Below are 16,851 nucleotides of genomic sequence, written 5' to 3'. Positions count from 1 at the left end.
ACGCGAAAACAACCCCATGCACAGTAGAAGGGGCCCTGTTTTCATTGGGATAAATCGCCCCGAAAATTCGCTATAGCGGGCCACGGCGCAAGCAGTGAATCCACAGCCCCCTGCTACGCGCTTGAACCCCACAGAGATATGCCCATATTGCTGACCAAGGGGTGCCGCAAAGGGCCCTGAAATGCCAAAGTCGCTTCGAGAGGACTTTGTAAACTATGTCTCGTGTTCCTACGTTATCCAGTCCGTTCCTGCTGGGCTTCGACGAAATCGAGCGCGTGCTCGATCGCGTCGTCAAAGGCGCCGACGGTTACCCTCCCTACAATATCGAGCGATGCGGCGGAGCGGACGGCCAGCCCGAACGCTTGCGCATCACGCTGGCGGTCGCCGGCTTCACCCGCGACCAACTCGATGTAACCATTGAGGAAAACCAGCTCGTCATTCGCGGGCGGCAGCAGGACGACAAGACCCGGCAATACATCCATCGCGGCATCGCCGCGCGCCACTTCCAGCGCACCTTCGTGCTGGCGGAGGGGATGCTGGTGCTGGGTGCGGATCTGAAGAACGGGTTGTTGTCGATCGACCTGGCCCGGCCTGAACCGGAGAGGATCGTTAAGACAATCGCTATCAATGAGCACGAATAATGGAACGAGTAGCGGACTCGACCGCTTAGTTTCTGTGAAGGAGTCGAGACCATGAGTGAAGGTCACGTTGTATTCGAACACGAAGCCAGGAACGCCTCGCCCGAGACGCTGGCGAACCTCGGCGAAGGCCACATCGCCTATGTGAAGCAGATCCGCTCCGAGGATGTGCCCGGCCTGTTCCCCGAAGCACCGAAGATTGCGCCCGGCCTCAAGCTGTTCGCGCTCCACGCCGCCGACGGCACGCCGATCATGCTGACCGACAGCCGCGAAGCCGCGATCGCCAACGCCTGGAGCAACGAGCTGCAAGCGGTGAGCGTGCACTGAGCGCACGCGCGTCGCAGGTTTAGAGATTTGACGGGCATGCCTTCACGCGAAGGCATGCCCGTTTTCATTTGCGCCGATGATTTTTCCACATCGCCATTGCGAGCGGAACAAAATTGCTACGCAATTTTGTCGCAGGCACCTCGCAATGACGGTGCAGCCGTCAGGCCGACGGCTGCTTGGTCTTGCGCAGATAGGGCAGCACGGTCACGAAGGTGCCAAAGCGCTTGACGGCGTCCTCATCCGACACCGACGCCGCGATCACGACATCTTCGCCAGGGACCCAGTCGGCGGGAGTCGCAACCGGCAGCCTGGCCGTCAGCTGCATGGAATCGATGACGCGCAAAATTTCCCGGAAGTTGCGTCCCGTCGTCATCGGATACGTCAGCACCAGCTTGACCTTCTTGTCGGGACCGATGACGAACACCGAGCGCACCGTCTGGTTGTCGGCCGGCGTGCGGCCTTCCGACGTGTTGCCCGCGGAAGCCGGCAGCATGCCGAACAGCTTGGCAACCTTGAGGTCGCGATCGGCGATCATCGGATAGTTGACCGCATGGCCCGTGGCCTTCTCGATGTCGCCTTTCCACTTGTTGTGGTTCTCGACCGGATCCACCGAGATGCCGATGATCTTGACGTTGCGTTTGTCGAACTCGCCCTTGAGGCCGGCCATGGTGCCGAGCTCGGTGGTGCAGACAGGCGTGAAGTCCTTCGGATGCGAAAACAGCACCGCCCAGGAATCGCCGATCCAGTCGTGAAAACGGATATCGCCTTCGGTCGTTTGCGCTTCGAAATCCGGCGCGATGTCGTTGAGTGCGAGTGCCATGTGGCAGATCCTTCTATCGTCGTTGGTCACGCGGCCATTGCGCGCTTAAATCCCCGGGATGACCCCGTGCGCGGGAAGACGCGTCGCACCTAATTGATTTTACGGCCGAAATCCGGCCAGCATGCTCGCCCCTGCAAATCGGGGTGGTTGATATCTGCGCCCGGCTCCGCCGAAAGTCATGGTGCCGTTCTGAAAAAGTTCTTAAGCATCGCGTCATGGCCACGGGTTACATCATCGGTCCGTTCCGACTCGACGCCGATGCCGCGCTGCTGTTTCGCGGCGAGGAGCCGGTCGCGATCGGCCAGCGCGCGATCGCCGTGCTGCGCGTGCTGCTGGAGCGGCCGGGAAGCCCGGTCTCCAAAGATGCGCTGATCAAATCCGCCTGGTCCGGCCTGATCGTCGAGGAGAGCAACCTGCCGGTGCAGATCGCCGCGCTGCGCCGGGTGTTCGGCGAAGAGCACGGTGGTGAGCGCTGGATCGAGACCATGCCGAAATACGGCTATCGGTTCATCGGCCCGGTGAGGTCGGACAACCAGGCCTCGATTGCTGCGGCGGCTCCCACTGCGACCGAAGTGCTTCCGCTTCCGGTCCAGCCGGCCGTCGCGGTGCTGCCGTTCCAGAACATGAGCGACGACCCGAGCCAAGAGTATTTTGCGGACGGCGTCGTCGAGGAAATCATCACGACGCTGTCGCGCTTTCGCTCGCTGTTCGTCATCGCGCGCAATTCCAGCTTCACCTATAAAGGCCGCGCCGTCGACATCAAGCAGATCGGCCGCGAGCTGGGCGTCAGCTTCGTGCTCGAAGGCAGCGTGCGCAGATCGGCCGACCGCGTGCGCATCACCGCCCAGCTCATCGATGCGTCAACCGGTGCGCATCTGTGGGCCGACAGGTTCGACGGCGCGCTCGCTGATATCTTCGACTTGCAGGACCAGATCGCGCGACAGGTCGTGGGATTGCTGGTGCCGAAGCTCGAGCACTCCGCGATCGAGCGCGCCAAGCGCAAGCCGACGGAGAGTTTGGGCGCCTATGAATATTATCTGCGCGGCACGGCGGCGATCTACCGCTTCACGATCCGCGAGGCCAATGTCGAAGCCTTGCAGATGTTCCGCCGCGCCATCGATCTCGATCCGGAGTTCGCTTCCGCCTACGGCATGGCCGCCTATTGCTACGTCAAGGACAGGACCAACCGGTGGCCGACCGACGATCTCGCGCGCGACATCGCCGAGACCGATCGGCTGGCGCGGCATGCGATTCGTCTCGGCGGCGACGATGCCCTCGCACTGGCGACCAGCGCCGGCGCGCTGGCCTATGTGGTGCGCGATCTCGACACCGGCGCTGCCTGCATCGAGCAGGCGCTCCACGTGAATCCCAATCTGATGTGGGCGTCCTACTTCGCCGGCTTCATCAAGAGCTGGATGGGCGAGCCGGAGGCGGCCGTATCGCATCTCGCTCTTGCGATGCGCCTCAGCCCCGTCGATCCGCTGATGCCGCTGATGCAGGTGGCGATGGCCCACGCGCATTTCTTCGCCGGCCGTTACGGCGAGGCATCATCCTGGGCGACGGCGGCCCTGCGCGGCACGCCAAGACTGTTGCCGGCGCTGCGCATCGGTGCGGCGGCAGATGCGTTCGCCGGACAGATGGAGCCGGCGCAGAAGGCCGTGGACCGGTTGCTGCACATCAATCCCGACGAGCGCGTCTCCAACCTCGAAGCCATATTCGGGCCCTACCGGCGGCCGGACGATGCCTGGCGATACGGGGAAGGTCTGCGGCGGGCGGGATTGCCGGAATGATCGCGGCACGCTGATCCGGCAGATGATCCTCGGCCCCCGGAGCAATGAGCTGCGAGCTGTGAACGTGCACCGAGATCTCGACTTGCTTCGCGCGAGGTTCGACGTGACACTGGCCGGATGCAATCGTCGGATCCGGAGACCCCCGTGGAATCGAAATGGCGAATTCTAGCGCTGCTTTTCATGGCGCGCTGCACCATGGGCATGCAGTTCGAAAGCGTCGGAGCGCTCGGCCCGCTGCTTCGAGCGGAGGGCCTCGATTATGCCCGGCTCGGCATCCTGGTCGGCGCCTATCTGGCGCCCAGCGTCCTGGTTGCGCTTCCTGGAGGAATAGTGGTCCAAAGGCTCGGCGAACGAACTACGCTTCTCCTGTGCGCGGCGCTGATGTTCGCCGGCGCCGTCGTCGATCTGTCGAGCGACTGGAGCGCGCGCCTGCTGGCCAGAGTCATCGCGGGCACGGGCGGCGTGGTGTTTACCATCGCTGGCACCAAGATGATCGCCGATATATTCGCCGGTAGGCAGTTCGGCCTTGCGATGGCAGCTCTCGCCGGCTCGTGGCCGTGCGGGATAGCGCTGGCGTTGATCGCGTTGCCGCCGATCGCCGACAAGTTCGGTCTGATCGGAGCGTCGGTAGCACTGGTGATCCTGACCCTGATGGCGCTAATCCTATTGTTCGCGCTGCCGAAGCAGGCGCGACCGAGCGCGCCGTTGTCCGGGGCCTTCCCAAGCGCGGCCGTCGCGGCCGCGGTGGCCATTGCAGGCTTCGTCGGTGGCATCGCCAACGCCACGTTCGCCAATGCGTTTGCGTTCGGTCCGTTGCTTCTGACCGAGCGGGGCTATACCGCCGAGGTCGCCGCCTCTCACGTCAGCGTCGCGCTGTGGGTCACCATCGCGGCCATCCCTGTCGGCGGCGCGCTTGCGATCCGGCGAGGCCCCGGCATCTGGATCGCCGCCGCATCCCTGCTGCTCGCCGCGATCGGGATGGCAGCCGTTCCGGTGTCCGACCACGACGTTCTCATCTTCGCAGGACTGGGGCTGGTGGCCGGCCTATCCGGGGCGACGTTCGCCAGCCTGCCGTCATGGGCGCTTCCCGCCCAGGCGCGCGCGGTCGGAATGGGAATCTTCTTCTCCGCGTTCTACGGGAGCATGCTGGCATTGCCGCCGATCGCGGGCGTCTTCGCGCACCGCGCCGGCGGTGCGGGCATCGCCTTCGACGTCGCTGCGGTCGCTCTTTTTGTTGCCATGCCGCTGCTCGGGGGCTTCGCTGCGCTGGTTTCCGCGCCCCGGTCGGCTCCGGCGGTCGAGGAAGGCGCGGCCTAAGGGCCGCGTTCAATCGGGCACCGCCTCAATCACGAATATGCCGGTCCCCGGCGAAGCTTACGCCCATCATGGCGCAGACGATCCGGGCCTCTCTTCCCTCAGGACCCGGCCGACGATCCCTTCGGCGAGTTCGCCCGCTTCGACCTGAAACGTGACGGGCTCGACCTTCTCAGGCACGGCGCCGGCGCTTGCCCTCCTTCCGGAGAACGAACCCGGTTCGCCGCGACGGGGCTGCCTGGGTTTCGGTCAGGCCTCCGATCGGTCAGGCCGCCGCCGGGGCGGGCCGTCGCTCGCGACGAAGCACGAGCAACCAGATTCCGGCCGCGAGCGCGCCCGCTGTCGCGACGGCGCGGGCCGCCGTCGGCAGCGGCAGGCCGAACCAGTCCGGCAACACCATCGAGGCCAGCGCGAGCGCGCCCAGTCGCGCCGTTTCGGCGGCGAAGGCGATCCGACTTCCTTCCATGACGCCGCCGATGGTCACGCATGAAACCAAGATGACAATGGAATAGGTGACGGAGACCTGCACCGGAAAGGCTTCGAAGCCGGAAAGGAAATGCAGAAGCATCACCATCGTGAGCGTATACTGGACCGCGCCGTAGGCGGCGACCGCCCGCGGCGTCTCGGGGTCGTAACGACGCACGACCGACGGGTCCATCGGTTCCGGCGCCTGCATCCTTCCGAACCAGACGGCTAACTTGCCGGCGAGCCCGCGAGCTGCGCGGGTCTGCCGGATCAGATCCGCGTAAACCTGAAGGTTGCTCCAGAGCGGGTTCAGGCTCCGCAGCGGTTTGCGGACTCCGTAGGCGATCTTTTCGCCGTCGCGCTCGTCGACGAAGGTGCCGAACATCCGGTCCCAGAGGACGAAGATCCCGCCGTAGTTCCTGTCGATGCAGTAGTCGTTCTGACCGTGATGCACGCGATGGTTCGACGGAGTGACCAGGATGCGGTCGAGCACGCCGAGCCGGCCGACGAGCTCGGTGTGGACCCAATATTGGTACAGCAGATCGACCAGCCCGACGATGAGATACATCACCGGCGGAACGCCCAGCACGGCCATCGGCAGGTGAAAGATCCAGGTGAACAGCCCGGCGGTCGCGGGCTGCCGCAACGCGGTCGAAAGGTTGAAATATTCCGACGAATGATGGACCACATGGCTGCCCCAGAGCACGGGAATCTCGTGGCTGAAGCGGTGGTACCAGTAGTGAGAGAAGTCGTAGAGCACCAACGCGGCGACCCAGGGCAGGACGCTGTCGCGGCTCCATTCGACGAGGTGGAAGGCCTGGTAGACCGCGACATAGAGGGCGACATCGATGAGCTTGGCGAAGCCGCCGATGGCCTGGCTCAATACGCCGTGGTGCAGGCTCGTGATGGCGTCGGGTACGTCGTATACCCCGCGACGCCCCATCCGCCACGCGATCGCCGCCTCGACGAGGATCGTGACCATGAAGACCGGAATCGCGAACATAAGGATTTTCACGCGGCGCCTCCCCTATTCCCCTCACGGCGGAGCCATCGATGGCCGTCGCGGGAGGGTATGGTGGACGGGCGGATTCCGTCAATCCTTGGCGCATCGATCCTTAGCGTATCGATCCTTGGAAGCGCCAAGGATCGGGCAACCGGACGGCATGAGGAGACGTCCTGGCGAGGACGGGGCGCCGCGGGAACGTCCGCTCGATGTTGCAATTTGAACGTCACCCGCGCGGTGGCCGGCACTTCGGCACCAAGGTGATCAGCGAGGCGGCTGTCGAACGGCTGCTTGCCAGCGGTCGCGTCGAGATCGTCGGCTCAAAGGTGAGACTGAAAACAGCTACAGTGACAGCGCACTCAATTGACTCACTCGGCCAATGTGCACTGTCACCGCAACTCATCTGCCAAGACCAGACTGCTCGACTATGCGAGTTCCAGCACTTCGGCCACCGGACGGCGCGGCTTCTGCGGCCAGTTTCCCGCACGCACCGGCCCCACGGACAACAGCATGACTGGCACTTCGTCCTCGGCCAATCCGAACTCGCGATGCACCGCCTCGGCATCGAAACCGATCATCGGCGTCGAACCCAGGCCCAGCGAGCCGGCCGCATAGACCATCGCCGCCGCGCCGAAGGTGCCGGAGCGTACTGCTTCGTCGCGTTGGCGCTGCGGGTACTCCATATACAGATCGCGTGCGGGGATTTCCCAATCCGGCACCATCTTTGCCGGCATGATGCCCGCTTCCACCAACGGTGCCAGGCGCCCTGGTATTACGCTGGCATCGGCCAACTGGCCGCAGACGATAAAAGTAACGGCTGCTTCGGTGATCGCGGGCTGATCCCAGGCAATCGGACGCAACCGAGCCTTGGCTTCAGGCGTACGCACGGCGATGAAGCGCCAGTTCTGCAGGTGGAAGGACGTCGGCGCGGTGGTGCCGATTCGCACCAACTCGCGGATTTGGTCGTCGCTCAAGGTGGCAGCGGGATCGTAGTACTTGGCAGCGCTGCGCGCCAGGATGCATTCGATGACAGCGTTGGTCATGGTGATTCCGTCGTTCGTGGGGATTCCGTCGGTCATGGCGATTCCTGTGGGTGAAGGATAGGTTGAAGTACGGAAGTGTTTTCATTGCATGGGGTGCGAGCCAACCGGCTGCGTGGATCAATGGGCGTGCGTCGCCCAGGGACGAACGCGGATGATCGTCTTCCCGCTGATCCGCTTGGTCGGATTGAGAGCGGCGACGGCTTCGTTGAGGATCGCCACGGTGCCGATGTTCGTCCGCAGTCGTCCGTCACGCACTCGCTGGACGATCTCACCCAGCTGGGCGCGATCGGGCTCGACAACGAAGTCGACTGCGAGGCCGTCGGCGGGCCGTGCCTCGCATGGCCCAACGACGCACACCAGCGTTCCTCCGGCTCGAACCAGACGCGCGGATCGCTTCCCGATGTCGCCGCCGATGAGATCGAACACCAAATCGACGCCACCGACGTCTTCCAAGGCGTCGTTCTCGAGGTCGACGAATTCCTGCGCGCCGAAGTCCAGCGCCTTCTGACGGTCGGCGACGCGTCCGGTGCCGATGAGGTGGGCACCGGCCTCGCGTGCGAGCTGGATCACCATCGAACCAACTGCGCCGGCCGCGCCGTGCACCAGGACGCTCTGCCCCGCCCGAAGGCGGCCGTGCTGGAACAGTCCCTGCCATGCGGTGAGGCCCGAGATCGGCAGACTCGCGCCGACCGTGAAGTCGACGTCGCCCGGGAGCGGCGCGAGGTTGCGTGCCTCCATGGCCACATACTCCGCCAGTGTGCCGTCGCGATACCAGTCGGCGAGGCCGAACACGCGCTGTCCCACCGACAGCCCTGTCGTTCCGTAGCCGAGAGCGGTGACCACTCCGGCCAGCTCGTGCCCAAGGATCGACGGTGTTCGATCCCGGTCGAGGCGATCGGTCCAGGTCGAGGGCCACTCCAGCTCAGTCGGGACGAATCCCGACGCATGGATCTGAACGACGACGTCGTTTATCGCTGCGCGCGGGGCAGGTCGCTCCGCCAGCTTCATCCCGGCCATTCCCGCACCCTGGTCCGTTACTACGATTGCCTTCATGGTCATTCGCTCCTGAGTCATTTGCCTCTTTGCTGGAAGCAGGTGGACTTCAAGCGCTTGGGGTCCGCATCGGCATCGCGTCAGACCTCTGCAGGCAGAGCACCACCAACAGCGCCCCGCCGTTTGCCCAGTAGTACCAGGCGTCAAGACCGCTAAAGCCGAGGACGAACGGCACCGTCACGAAGATGATGCCGACGAGAGCATCAACGGCGACATGAAATGAGAACGGGATAATCCGGACGACGCCCGTCCTGTGATTCGTAAAGAACGTCAGAATGACCGCTGCCACGCCGGTGACGACAGCGATCCATTTTGCCGAGGGATTTGAGCCGCCGAGTCCGAGCACGAAGGGCAACGCGATCAAGCTCGCCGCAACGGGATAGTCCAGGTAAGCGTGCATCGTCTTGGTGACGAACCTGGGATCGAAGTGAGTAGAGGGATCGGTGGCTTGTTGAGTGATTTGCACGATCGACTCCTTTGATGTGAGTGGCGACTGTTCGCAACACCACTCACCTAGGATCGTGCAGGAGGCAGGAGCAAGACACGCGAACAAAGTACGGACTGTCTGCAAGACAGTTGGGACGATAAGCAAACCTATGACGATTCAAGACCACGAGTATCGGTCGGAGGAATTCCAAAGCGTTGGGAAAATGCCCGCGCAAAGGCGGCCGCCGATTGGTATCCGGCCTGCGCTGCAACTTCTTTCACGCTTGCTTTGGAACTGCCGAGCCTGGCCAAAGCTTTTTGCAATCTCCATTCCGTGACATAAGCCATGGGCGCAACACCGACGAGTTCCGCAAATCGCTCCGCGAAGCGGCTCCTCGACATGCCGCTTGCTTTTGCGAGCGTTTCCACGGTCCACGGATCGCCGGGCGTTCTGTGCACCAGTTCAAGGGCGCGACCGATATGACGATCCGTCATGGCGGTCATGACGTTGGCCAGTGGCGGATGACCTTCGACGCTTGCCCGCACAGCCTCGATAAAGAAAACTTCCGACAGACGCGCGATCGAAGCGGCGGCACCGGCCTCGTCACTCAGTGCTCGCCGCGCAACCAAGCGAAGTGACTCGTCAAGCAGCGGGTAGCGACTGCGGTCGGCCTGAGTTATCAGGATTACTTCGGGCAATGCGCCAAGCAGCGGATGATCGGCGCCTTGCGCAAAGCCCAGATGGCCACAAACCATTTGCGTCGCGGCTTGAGGGTCACTCTTGCCAATCACAAACGCGCCTCTGCCATCGTAACCCGATTCTTGGATCACGCGTTCAAGCGGTGCCGGCGCCCGGCCGAGACGATCGGCAAGTACGTGCTCCCGACCGCGGGGAATCAATACGACATCGCCTGGTTCAAGAACGATGTTGCTGCCGGATGGGAGGCTCACATGGCAGCATCCCTGGATCACAAAATGGAACCGGGCGGCCTGCTCATATTCCGGAACGGTAATGGCCCAGGGTGGCGAATAGTCTGTACGGAAGTAAAGTGTTCCTTTGAGCCTGATGGTCTCAAAGACATCACTCAAAATGTCGAACATAGGGGCCATCTCGTCCAGCTAGAGACCCCGCACCCACGTTGGATGATAGCAGACTTCACCTCGCATGTCGCCGATGGGTCGGAAGTCGTAATGCTCCGATCAAGCGTAGGATCTCCGCTTGGCACCGAAAGCCGACATCGGCCGCCTTGATGAGGACACGGCCTAGTCGCCTGAGTGCCCCGCCAGCCGCGCGCGGATATCGGGCTTCAGCACCTTGCCGACCTTGGAGCGCGGCAGGTCGTCCCAGACTTCGATCTGCTTCGGTGTCTTGACGCTGCCGATCCGCTGCTTGACGAAGGCCGCCAGCGCCGTCGCATCGACGCTCTGGCCGGCGCGCGGCTGCACCACGGCAACGATCCGCTCACCCCATTTCGCGTCCGGAAGGCCGATCACGGCGCAATCCTGCACCGCCTCATGCGCCCGCAGCGCGTTCTCGACCTCGATCGAGTAGACGTTGAACCCGCCGGTGATGATCATGTCCTTGGCGCGATCGACGATATAGAGGAAGCCGTCGTCGTCGAGGTAGCCGATGTCGCCGGTGTGGTGCCAGCCATGCGCGGAGGCCTCCGCCGTGGCCTCTGGATTTTTGTAATAGCCCTCCATCACCAGCGAACCGCGGACCACGATCTCGCCGCGTGCGCCTGATGGCAGCAGATTGCCGTCGCCATCCATGATGCCGGCCTGCACCAGCGGACTGATCCGCCCGGCCGAGGCGAGGCGCTCCATCGCAATGGAGCCGTCGTCGTTGTAATGCTCGCCGGGAGCCATCATCGAGATCATCATCGGCGCCTCGGTCTGACCGAACAACTGCGCCATCGGCCCGATACGTTGCAGCGCCTCCGCAAGCCGCGCGGACGAGATCGGCGCTGCGCCATACCAGAAGCATTGCAGCGATTCGAGGTTGGCGGAGTCGAGCTTCGGATGATCGAGCAGCATGTAGATCACGGTCGGCGGCAGGAAGGTGTGCGTGACACGATAGCGCTCGATCAGATCGAGGAATTCGGCGATATCGGGGTGATGCATGATCACGATGCGGCCGCCGAGCGCCATGATCGGGAAACACAGCACGCCGGCGGCGTGGGTCAGCGGCGCGAGCGCGAGATAGACCGGGCGGCCCTTGAAGGGATAGCCCATCAGCGTCAGCGCCGTCATGGTCTCGATGTTGCGGCCCGACAGCATGACCCCCTTTGGCTTGCCGGTGGTGCCGCCGGTGCCGGGAATCATCGCGAGATCGTCGACCGTCGCGCGTTGATAGGGACCGTCGGCGAGGCCGGCGAGCCAACTGTCGAACGAGGGCGCGAAGGGCAACTCGGCATCGAGGCAGACGAGCACGCGCAGCTTCGGCAGATCTGCACGCACCGCCTCGACCATCGGCGCGAAGCTGGAATGAAACAGCAGCAGGCTGCAGTCGAACTGGTCGAGGATAAGCCGGTTTTCGGCCGCCTCGTTGCGCGGATTGATCGGGCACCAGACCGAGCCGGCGCGGGAAATGCCGAACACGCAGGCAAACGCGACCGGATCGTTGCCGGAGAGGATCGCAATTTTCTCGCCGGGCGCGATGCCCGATCGGTCCAGCCCGCGCGCGACGCGGTAGCTCAGCTGCTGGACCTCGCGATAGCTGAGATCGCGCCCGTCCATGGTCAGGCACGGCGCATCGGCGCCGAGCGAGGCACCTTTGTCGAGATAGTCGATGAAGCGCATGGTCGCCCCCAGAGTATCGTGAGGTTGGTTCGACGCGCGTCGCGGCGAAGGTCCACCTCTCCCGGATGGGGAGAGGTGAAGAGCGATCGCCGTCGCAGCGCGCCCCCTAATCGTGCACGGTCAGAACAGGCTTGCTGACCAGACCAAAGCTGCGCAATTGCCCGAGCAGCTCGTGATGGCCGAACGCCTGGCAGCCGGAGACGAAGCCCACGCGCTTGGGCGGCTGCTGCAGCAGGTGCGCAGCCGCATAGGCCTGCAGCATGCCGGTCTGCTTGTAGTTGCTGTTGCCGTTGATGACGCAATGCGCGCGCCCCAGCGGGCCGGAGGCGTGCACCGAATCCATCGACTTATTGACGCGCGGGTTCTCGCGCGGCGGCATGGTGTTCATCACGCCGGCGGCGGTCTGCGCCAACGCGGCGTAGCGGTCGTCGGGGTTCATGTCCTTGGTCGCCTCCAGCGCGGCGGCGACGATCTGCGGCACGCCCAGCATCAGCGCGCGGTTGAACACGCCGCCCAGCACCTTCACGTTGGCCACGCGCGGATCGCGCTTGAACCACACCGGGTGCGAAGTGCCGCCCCAAGGCAGCGCCAGCGCCAGCTCATGCTGGTCGGGAATGGCGAGGTTGGTGAGGCCGGCATCGGGCTGATGCTCGACGTACTTGTTCTGCTCCAGATAGTAGGCCTTGGCCATCGCGGCATTGACCAGGATGGTCTGCGTCGAGGCGATGGTCGGGCTGCCGCCCCAGAACACGGCGATATCAAGCGTATCGAGGCCGGGCGTCTCCAGGCACAGCTGCGCGGCAATCTCGCCGGTGGTGTACATCTGTGCGATGCCCGGCGCCAGCAACAGCCCGGCATTGCCGAACTTCGTGCCCCACTCCTGCTCGAGCGTGATCAGCCAGTCCTGCTCGCCTGTCGTGTCGGTGTAGTGGCATCGGGACGCCCAGCAGGCCTGCACCACCTCGCCGCCGAACTTGGCGAAGGGGCCCACGGTGTTGAGCACCACCGAGGCGCCGCTGAACAGCTCCGTCAGTGCGCTCACGGTGTGGGGCACTTCCACCACCTCGTAATCGGCAGTCTCGATGCCGGCCACGTTCGCCTTCATCGCGGCGTTGAGCTTCTCGGCGCTGCGGCCGGCGGCGATGAAGGGGATGTTGTATTCGCGCAAATATTCGCAGACCAGCCGGCCGGTGTAGCCGGACGCGCCATAGACGATGACGGGCTTCTTCCCACTCATAGCGTATCCTCCCAATTGTTTGTTGTCTGCGGTTGCAGCTCACATGCCCATGCCGCCATCGACCGGCAGTCCGATGCCGGTGATGAAGCGCGCTTCGTTCGAGCACAGGAACACCGCGGCATCGCCGATGTCCGTGACCTCGGCGAGACGGCCGAGCGGGGTTTGCTCCACCACCGAGCCGACCGCGGCGTTGACGTCTGCCGCGAGCCCCACCTTGACGATGTCGTTGGCGAGCTGCATGCCCATGTCGGTCGGGATCAGGCCCGGATAGATGCAGTTGACGCGCACGCCGAAGCCGAGCTTGCCGGCCTCCATCGCGCCGACCCGCGTCATGCGGTCGACCGCGGATTTGGTGCCCGAATAGACCGCGATGCTCGGGAAGGCGATCGTCGCCGCGACAGAGGCGATGTTGACGACAGCGCCGCCCTTGCCGGCCGCGCCGCCCGGGCGCATCGCACGGAAGGCGTGCTTCATGCCGAGTACGGTGCCGACGATATTGACGTCGCACATCCGCCGCGCATCCTCGGCCTTGACCTCCGAGATCAGCGACGTGATCTCGATGCCGGCATTGTTGATCAGGATGTCGTAGCCGCCAAGGGTTGCGACCGTCGCGGCAACGGCCTGCTCCCATTGCGCATCGTCGGTGACGTCGAGCTTCACGAAGCCCGTCGCGACATCGTCCTTCGCGATAGCGGCTGCGCTGGCACGGCCGGCCTCCTCCAGGATGTCGGCGATCATGATCGAAGCGCCGGCTCGCGCCAGCGCCTGCGCGATGGCCGCGCCGATGCCGCGGGCACCGCCGGTGACCAGGGCTTTCCTGCCTGCAAGGCTCTTCCCACTCATGACGCACTCCTCCGTTGCTGGTGATTGTCTCGTGCTGCGCCGATCAGCGCGCACCAGGTCGATGGACGCGAGCCTTTCGGCGGCACCCAGCGAAGCGTTCCTCCATGGTCGGACGTCTTGACGACTGTCCAAATTCTTGGTGCGAACCTCCGCCAGAATCTTGACACTTGTCAAGAACGAATTTGACAGTTGTCAAAGGAAGTGGTTGTGAGGGGATGGAGCATTCCGCGGCGGGCGCGGTATAAGTCGTTGAAAGAACGGGACTGAGGAAGGGACGCGATGGCGCGGCAGGTGACGGGAGCGGCCCGGCGTGTGGCTGATGCGGCCGAGGTGCTGCGCGACGAGAAGTTCAACGCACGGCGCATCGAGCTTGCCGAGGCCGCGCTCGAAACGCTTGGAGAGCTCGGCTTCGCCCGCACTAGCCTGCGGGAGATCGCGCAGAACTCGGCGTTCACGCACGGCGTGTTCCATTATTATTTCAGCGACAAGCTCGACCTGATCTGCTGCTGCGTGCGCCACTACAAGGCGAAGTGCGTGACGCGATATGACGAAGTCGTCGCGAGCGCCACGAGCCGCGCCGAATTGACGGAGGGCTTCCTCGCCAAGCTCGCGGCAACGCTGCAGAACGAAGCCCGCATGCACCGGCTCTGGTACGATTTGCGCTCGCAGGCGATGTTCGAGGCGGCGTTTCGCAAGGACGTGCTCGAGATCGACAAGAGCCTGGAAGCGATGATCTGGCGCATCGCCTTCCGCTATGCCGAGCTCGGCGGCAATCGGCCGGCGTCGTCGCCAGCCGCGCTCTATGCGCTGTTCGACGGTCTATTCCAGAGCGCGCTGCTCAAGCACCTCGCGGGCGACAAGACGGCGATTGCTGAACTTCTCGACGAAGTCCGGCGCCTGCTGCCGACGGTCTGCTGACACGCGCGAGCGGCGCCATGGCGGCCTCCGATGCGCACCAGTCACTGGTTCGGATCGACGAGCTCTCCTCTCAGCGTGCAGTCGATTGTCGTGGATTGGGCCACGGCCATGGTGATGTCCAGATAAGGATATCTCGCTTGGCCGATGAGCCAGTTGGGATCGACGTCTATGCTCGCGTGGTAGAAGCCGTCGACATCGGCCGTGGGAGCTGCCGGAAGCGGCAGCATGAGGTGCCGCGTTAGCGGATTGGCGTTGTAGGGCCCCGTTGCGACCTTGAAGTAGGCGTGGGTCGGGCGGGACTGGTTCGTCGTGATGCTGCACATCACCTTCCGGACCAGCAGCAATTTGTCTGATGGCAATTGTGAAAAACTCATTGAGCAAGTCGAAAGCCCGACGCAGGACGCGGTCGCGGCCGTTTCATCGTAATACGTGCCGAAGCGCGTGGCAGCGGCGTGGCCTGGTGTCATCGAAAGCAGCACCGCACCCGTGGCAAGCGCTGAAGCAAGGCGAATAGACATGACCATCCCTCTCGAAATGAAGGAGAAATTGGCGAAGACGCAAAACGCATTTTCGCCCCCAAAGGAGGAAGGAGATGCCGCATCTTCGGTGCTGTTTGAGGGTGCGTGTGTAGCCTTGTCCGGATGCGCCGCGCATCAACCGAACGGTTGAGATCGCTATCGTCAGCCTCGTTTCAGACCTCGCCCCGCTTAGAAGAATCGCCGGCGCTCTCCTCGTCATTGCGAGGCACCGGGTCCGCGCGAAGCGCGGTCCGATGACAAGCTCCGCGAAGCAATCCAAAATCTTCACGCGGAGACAGTCGGGATTGCTTCGTCGCTTCGCTCCTCGCAATGACGGCGTTGAGAGAGCTACGCGCTCAAGGTCGAGCGCTTATGCCGCAGTCGCCGGCGGCAGCGCGAGCACCGAATAGATCGCCTGGGCATCGCGCGAGGCGCGGAGCTTCTTGGCGATGTCCTGGTCGCGCAGGAGACGGGCAATGCGGGCGAGCGCCTTCAGGTGATCGGCGCCGGCGCCTTCGGGGGCGAGCAGCAGGAAGACGAGATCAACGGGCTGGCCGTCCATCGCCTCGAAATCGATCGGGCGATCGAGCCGCGCGAACAGGCCAAAAATCTTTTCCAGCTTGGGCAGCTTGCCGTGGGGAATGGCGACGCCATAGCCGACCGCGGTGGTGCCGAGCTTCTCGCGCTGGAGCAGCACCTCGAACACCGAGCGTTCGTTCTGGCCGGTCAGCTCGGCGGCCTTGGCTGCGAGCTCCTGGAGCGCCTGCTTCTTGCTGTTGACCTTCAATGCCGGGAGAATCGCCTCGGGTGCGACCAGATCGGTAATCGGCATGGAAGTGGTTCCGAGGTGAATTAAACCGTCAGGTTCCGAATTGACCGGCTCGATCAGATCGAGCCTGGCCGGCGTCAAGAAGGTGAAGCAGGAGGCGCACTTAGCCCCAATCCTGATGTGGGGCGCTTCTACTCCAACGCAATCCCGGTGCCAACTCCCGCGTACTGCTTTGTCCCGGTCATTGTTAAGACCTGTGGTTGATACGGGGGACCTTAATCGCCCGATTTGGTGCCCGGGGGGTCGATCCAGCCGACATTGCCGTCAGCCCGGCGGTAGATGATGTTCACCCGGCCCGAGGAGCCATGCTGGAATACCAGGCAGGGTGCCCCGCTGAGGTCGAGTTCCATGACGGCTTCGCTGACCGAAAGCTGCTTCAGCGACGTCGTCGCCTCGGCGATGATCACGGGGCTGTAGCCGGTGACCTCGTCCTCGTCGTCCCCCTCGCCCGGCGCCTCCAGCACGTAAGCCGTGGCGTCGAGGGCGGCGAGCGCCGCGGAGGCAACATGGGCCTTGCGGGCCGAGCGGTCCTTGAGCCGGCTCTTGTAGCGCTTGAGCCGCTTCTCGATCATGATCAGCGCCTGGTCGGCGCTGGCATAGGCGTCCTGCGCGTTCGAATCGGCTTCCAGCGTAATGCCGGAATCGAGATGCAGCGCACAGTCGGTGCGGAAACCGAAGCCGTCCTTGCTGAGCGTGATGTGGCCGGAATAATTGCCGTCGAAATATTTACGCAGGACCTCTTCGGTCCGGTCGGTTACGCGGCCGCGAAGGGCCTCACCGACGCTAACGCTCTTACCCGAGATCCGAAGAGTCATGTGATGCCTC

The 16,851-nt window shown here is 63.8% G+C and carries 17 protein-coding genes; 5 read left to right on the top strand and 12 right to left on the bottom strand.

The features are described from left to right. Positions 1 to 215 precede the first annotated feature (215 nt). Entirely contained in the window at positions 216 to 641 is a 426-nt protein-coding gene (locus tag JQ587_RS01720) for an Hsp20 family protein (RefSeq protein WP_028139463.1), read from the top strand. A gap of 51 nt (positions 642 to 692) precedes the next feature. Next, on the top strand, positions 693 to 965 hold the full coding sequence (locus JQ587_RS01715; RefSeq protein WP_212301983.1) for a BQ00720 family protein: 273 nt from the start codon (positions 693 to 695) through the stop codon (positions 963 to 965). Between the two features lie 160 nt (positions 966 to 1,125). Here JQ587_RS01715 and JQ587_RS01710 read toward each other — a convergent pair whose 3' ends face one another. Beyond that, the gene (locus JQ587_RS01710) at positions 1,126 to 1,785 is read right to left on the bottom strand and encodes a peroxiredoxin (protein WP_212424226.1); all 660 of its coding nucleotides are present in this window, start codon (positions 1,783 to 1,785) and stop codon (positions 1,126 to 1,128) included. A gap of 215 nt (positions 1,786 to 2,000) precedes the next feature. Here JQ587_RS01710 and JQ587_RS01705 point away from each other — a divergent pair, with 215 nt between their 5' ends. Together JQ587_RS01705 and JQ587_RS01700 are read left to right on the top strand one after the other, a co-directional pair. Then, positions 2,001 to 3,575: a winged helix-turn-helix domain-containing tetratricopeptide repeat protein gene (locus JQ587_RS01705; protein WP_212424225.1), complete on the top strand. Its 1,575-nt coding sequence runs from the start codon at positions 2,001 to 2,003 to the stop codon at positions 3,573 to 3,575. 144 nt (positions 3,576 to 3,719) lie between these two features. Then, positions 3,720 to 4,892: an MFS transporter gene (locus JQ587_RS01700; RefSeq protein WP_212424224.1), complete on the top strand. Its 1,173-nt coding sequence runs from the start codon at positions 3,720 to 3,722 to the stop codon at positions 4,890 to 4,892. 262 nt (positions 4,893 to 5,154) lie between these two features. On the opposite strand, the gene JQ587_RS01695 is transcribed toward JQ587_RS01700, so the two are convergent. The 8 genes from JQ587_RS01695 to JQ587_RS01660 all read right to left on the bottom strand — a co-directional run bounded on the left by JQ587_RS01695 (position 5,155) and on the right by JQ587_RS01660 (position 13,761). After that, positions 5,155 to 6,357 (bottom strand): sterol desaturase family protein, encoded by a 1,203-nt coding sequence (locus tag JQ587_RS01695; protein WP_212424223.1) that lies wholly within the window; start codon positions 6,355 to 6,357, stop codon positions 5,155 to 5,157. 425 nt (positions 6,358 to 6,782) lie between these two features. Then, positions 6,783 to 7,436, bottom strand: coding sequence for a nitroreductase family protein (locus JQ587_RS01690; RefSeq protein ID WP_249154142.1), 654 nt, complete (start codon positions 7,434 to 7,436; stop codon positions 6,783 to 6,785). A gap of 81 nt (positions 7,437 to 7,517) precedes the next feature. Further along, on the bottom strand, positions 7,518 to 8,453 hold the full coding sequence (locus tag JQ587_RS01685; protein WP_212424222.1) for an NADP-dependent oxidoreductase: 936 nt from the start codon (positions 8,451 to 8,453) through the stop codon (positions 7,518 to 7,520). A 49-nt stretch (positions 8,454 to 8,502) separates the two neighbouring features. Continuing rightward, positions 8,503 to 8,919: an SPW repeat domain-containing protein gene (locus tag JQ587_RS01680; RefSeq protein WP_349629457.1), complete on the bottom strand. Its 417-nt coding sequence runs from the start codon at positions 8,917 to 8,919 to the stop codon at positions 8,503 to 8,505. Positions 8,920 to 9,047: 128 nt separating this feature from the next. Next, positions 9,048 to 9,980, bottom strand: coding sequence for an AraC family transcriptional regulator (locus tag JQ587_RS01675; RefSeq protein ID WP_212424221.1), 933 nt, complete (start codon positions 9,978 to 9,980; stop codon positions 9,048 to 9,050). Positions 9,981 to 10,142: 162 nt separating this feature from the next. Continuing rightward, entirely contained in the window at positions 10,143 to 11,681 is a 1,539-nt protein-coding gene (locus JQ587_RS01670; protein WP_212424220.1) for an AMP-binding protein, read from the bottom strand. Positions 11,682 to 11,787: 106 nt separating this feature from the next. Next, positions 11,788 to 12,918 carry a DUF5938 domain-containing protein gene (locus tag JQ587_RS01665; protein WP_212424219.1) on the bottom strand — a complete coding sequence of 377 codons (1,131 nt, stop codon included), beginning with the start codon at positions 12,916 to 12,918 and terminating at the stop codon, positions 11,788 to 11,790. A 39-nt stretch (positions 12,919 to 12,957) separates the two neighbouring features. Continuing rightward, positions 12,958 to 13,761, bottom strand: a complete 804-nt coding sequence (locus JQ587_RS01660; RefSeq protein ID WP_212424218.1) for an SDR family NAD(P)-dependent oxidoreductase — start codon at positions 13,759 to 13,761, stop codon at positions 12,958 to 12,960. 279 nt (positions 13,762 to 14,040) lie between these two features. Here JQ587_RS01660 and JQ587_RS01655 point away from each other — a divergent pair, with 279 nt between their 5' ends. Continuing rightward, complete coding sequence (locus JQ587_RS01655) at positions 14,041 to 14,679, top strand: TetR/AcrR family transcriptional regulator (protein ID WP_212424217.1); 639 nt, start codon at positions 14,041 to 14,043, stop codon at positions 14,677 to 14,679. 41 nt (positions 14,680 to 14,720) lie between these two features. Here the strand turns inward: JQ587_RS01655 and JQ587_RS01650 are convergent, their stop codons facing one another. The 3 genes from JQ587_RS01650 to hpf form a co-directional block, all read right to left on the bottom strand. Next, the gene (locus JQ587_RS01650) at positions 14,721 to 15,197 is read right to left on the bottom strand and encodes a hypothetical protein (protein WP_212424216.1); all 477 of its coding nucleotides are present in this window, start codon (positions 15,195 to 15,197) and stop codon (positions 14,721 to 14,723) included. A gap of 370 nt (positions 15,198 to 15,567) precedes the next feature. Beyond that, a complete protein-coding gene (ptsN, locus tag JQ587_RS01645) occupies positions 15,568 to 16,029 on the bottom strand; it encodes a PTS IIA-like nitrogen regulatory protein PtsN (RefSeq protein WP_008141251.1) in 462 nt (153 codons plus the stop codon). 212 nt (positions 16,030 to 16,241) lie between these two features. After that, positions 16,242 to 16,841 (bottom strand): ribosome hibernation-promoting factor, HPF/YfiA family, encoded by a 600-nt coding sequence (gene hpf / locus JQ587_RS01640; RefSeq protein ID WP_212424215.1) that lies wholly within the window; start codon positions 16,839 to 16,841, stop codon positions 16,242 to 16,244. Between the last annotated feature and the right edge of the window lie 10 nt (positions 16,842 to 16,851).

It is taken from the genome of Bradyrhizobium manausense, from assembly GCF_018130615.1.
GTDB classification, from domain to species: domain Bacteria; phylum Pseudomonadota; class Alphaproteobacteria; order Rhizobiales; family Xanthobacteraceae; genus Bradyrhizobium; species Bradyrhizobium manausense_A.
Note: the sequence above shows the minus strand (reverse complement) of the source record. Positions and strands in the feature narration are given on the sequence as shown.